At 33.6% G+C, this 2,705-nt stretch carries 1 protein-coding gene; it reads right to left on the bottom strand.

Annotated features, from left to right (window positions below; genetic code table 11):
* Positions 1 to 116: 116 nt before the first annotated feature.
* Complete coding sequence (ltrA, locus tag HBE96_RS19535; protein ID WP_169299395.1) at positions 117 to 1,982, bottom strand: group II intron reverse transcriptase/maturase; 1,866 nt, start codon at positions 1,980 to 1,982, stop codon at positions 117 to 119.
* Positions 1,983 to 2,705 lie beyond the last annotated feature (723 nt).

Genomic DNA, 2,705 nt, shown 5'->3' on the forward strand with positions numbered 1-2,705 from the left:
AATAGAATAGGTAAGAGCAGACTTCGACTTTACGTTAAGCCTCTCTTTTCCCCTCCTTCACACCGTACGTGAGACTTTCACCTCATACGGCGTTCCATCAATTAAATATTAGATTTTTAAGACATCATTTCTCGATATTTAAGGATTTTCTTATTTATTTCGCTATCACAATTAATTTCCTTTTGGCTATGAATTTTGTTATAGCAATATTTACATACAGTCATAAGATTTTTAACCTTGTTTACCTCATTTATTGAAAGTTTTTTTGTTATGTGATGAATTTTAATATTTTGCCTACTAGGATATATGCCACATATCCTACATTTTCCTTTGTCCCTATTGTAGGCATACGGTCTATTCATATAATATTCAAAGTTATTAAATTTATCTTTAGGAGCTCCATTGATACTACTAAGCATAATTATAGGGTCTATTGGGATGTTGAGTTCCATAGCCCTTTCTTTTAAGGGTCTTCTATTCATTCTAGTTAGATATTTAAATCTACCTTCTTTGCTATACGGTGTTTCGTCTTGATTCTTTTGAGCAATCTTAGTCCACCTAACCATATTAATACTTGTTATGGCTATCTTTTCACCTCTTACTCTTATTGCTGCAAGTTTTTCGGTGTATTCTGAATGAACAATTTGAAGATTAGAGCTGTCGCAGGCTCGTACCCATTCAGCTTTTCCCCATTTTTTTAGGCTTTTGTAGGCAGACCAACCTATCATCTTGCTAAATTTATTAAATACTATATTTACTCTAGTTGCATATTTGTAGTATTCTATGAGACCACGTATCATACTATTGATGTTATGGAGTTGAATTAGTTTTTCATCTTCCGTTGGAAATGCATTAATTTCTCTTATTTCATTCAGTATTTGTCTTACTTTTGGTTTAATTCTATTAATATCAGGTTTACTTCTAGTTACATAACCAGATTTACCTTTTCCTCTCCAACACTTTATTTCAAATCCAAGAAACTTGATTGGTTGCTTTTTTATATTAGTTATCTTAGTTTTTTCCATAGATAACTCTAAGTTTAAACACTCTTTTAAGAATTTTTGAATTCTAAATTTCATCTTTTCAGCATTTGCTTTACTATTTGTAAAGACTATCCAATCATCAGCATATCTTACTAAAAATACTTGTTTAAATCCTTTACGTTTTAGAGCATCAAATCTATGCCTTAGGGATTTAAGAGTTTTCATTTCTTTTTTCTCATAAAACTTAGTCACAAATTCATCGAATTTACTTAAATATGCGTTTGCTAGCAAAGGCGATAGAATTGAACCCTGCGGGGTACCTTTTTCATTTACTTCTGTTTCATTAATAATGCCAGCTTTTAGCATTTCTTTTATTATCATTAAGAGTCTTCTGTCTCTTATTCCCATGCTCCACAAAATATTAAGCAACTTTCTATGATTGACATTATCAAAGAATTTGGATATATCTCCTTCAATAACCCAATGAATATTCACCCATTTAGCTATATGAGAAGCTCTCTCCAATGCATGTGCACTGCTTCGCATTGGTCTGAAGCCGTAGTTATGTTCAAAGAATTGAGCTTCTAATATTGGCTCTATAACCATCCTTATACATTCTTGTATTATACGGTCTTCAATATTAGGTATTCCTAACGGTCGCTTTTCTGTTTTACCTGGTTTAGGTATGTAAACTCTTCGAATTTTACCTGCTTTATAGGTATCTAATTTGTGTACTATCATTTTAATAACTTCTGAATAACCCATTTGAAGTATGTTATCTATTGTCCTACCATTTACTCCAGGGGTTTTGCTCCCCCGGTTTGATTTCATTCTATGAATTGCACTTATTATAACTTCATCACATTTTATTATTTCAATTAAGTCCTTAAACGCTGGTCTACTATTATTTTTAATCTTTTCTTTACTTATACTGTACATTTGGTCCTGTAATTGTCTAAGTTCTCCTTCACTTCTCGGAACTGTTAGTTGTTGAGCCATTTTATCACATCCTTTCGGGGACAAATGGTTTAATCAGTTATGCTCCTCGGCTTCCTAACACTCGTTTTGTCTTAATTAACTTTTATTTAATTAACTATGCCCCTTCGCTCCATAAGAATTACCTTATTTCTTCACTACTACAGGCTGCTGCCATCCGAATTCAACAGTCATTTCCTACTGCTTAGGAATATCAGTCCTTACTGACTTTAGCATTTCCTTTCGAACTTCAATTGTTCCTCATATCTTAGCTTTACATGTATTACTTTAGGTTCCCTCTTTTGCCCGTCAGCCTCTTCTAACCCACAGTTGGAGGGTTTTGAAGATAAGTCCACACCCAAACTTTTCCTCGGCTATATCACTTATAACCTTGGCGACTGAAACTCTCTAGGAGTCTAGGTTCTTCTTATTCGAATTCTATGGCAAGTATCGAGCCGTTCTTTCAAGGGTTCGTCAGTTTTATTCAAACATTCTAACCATGGTAATTTTATAGCCCCCCGATTACTTCTCTTAACCACTTCTCAGGTCCAATTTTCACCGTCTTCACCGAACTTCATACAGATACATTAATAAGATATACTGCATGTCGGAGTCTTAGGGCATGCCTTCCAACATTAAGACATCATAGGAATTTCACCTAATAATTCAGATATGAAGTTAGACTGAACATCAGTCTTCTAGTTTTATTGCATATTTCTATGCAGATTGTCTAGAAACAATTCATAC

The sequence above is a fragment of the Clostridium muellerianum genome (assembly GCF_012926525.1).
In the GTDB taxonomy this organism is placed as follows: Bacteria; Bacillota; Clostridia; order Clostridiales; family Clostridiaceae; genus Clostridium_AM; species Clostridium_AM muellerianum.